This window comes from Rhizobium ecuadorense, assembly GCF_001187535.1.
Lineage (GTDB): Bacteria > Pseudomonadota > Alphaproteobacteria > Rhizobiales > Rhizobiaceae > Rhizobium > Rhizobium ecuadorense.
On record NZ_LFIO01001364.1, the window covers coordinates 1 to 430 of the forward strand.

The following is a 430-nucleotide window of genomic DNA, read 5'->3' on the forward strand; positions in this document are numbered from 1 at the left end:
GTTTTCGGTGTGCCGCTTTCCATTTCGGAAACAGGCGAAGGCGGGGAAGCTCCACCGCCTCCGAAACCGACCACTCAGATCGAAGTCCTGCCCGAGCGGGCCCACCTGGAACTTCGCTGGCCGAACGTGCTGCGGGTTGAAACGGTCGTGAGACCACAACTTGCCATGGACTGGGGCAAGGTAACACCGCTCGTGCTCGACCCTGCCAGCACGCCAATCAGCGCGGAATTGGCCCCCGCGCTCGGCGGCGCGACCGACATGGGCAAGGTGACAGCCATCGACCTCGAGAAACTGCCTGACGGCTTTCGTCTGCAACGTCTCGTCTTTCAGGCAGCACGGAAGGCCTTCGCCGAACTCAGCCACGGTTTTTCGGGTAACTACGAGTATCTCGCAGCGCAGCTGGTCAAGATCGTTGAGGCGTTCCTCAACT

At 61.4% G+C, this 430-nt stretch carries 1 pseudogene; it reads left to right on the top strand.

Annotated features, from left to right (window positions below):
* Nucleotides 1-430, top strand: a pseudogene (locus tag AF337_RS29480) (BPTD_3080 family restriction endonuclease); the annotation flags it as partial.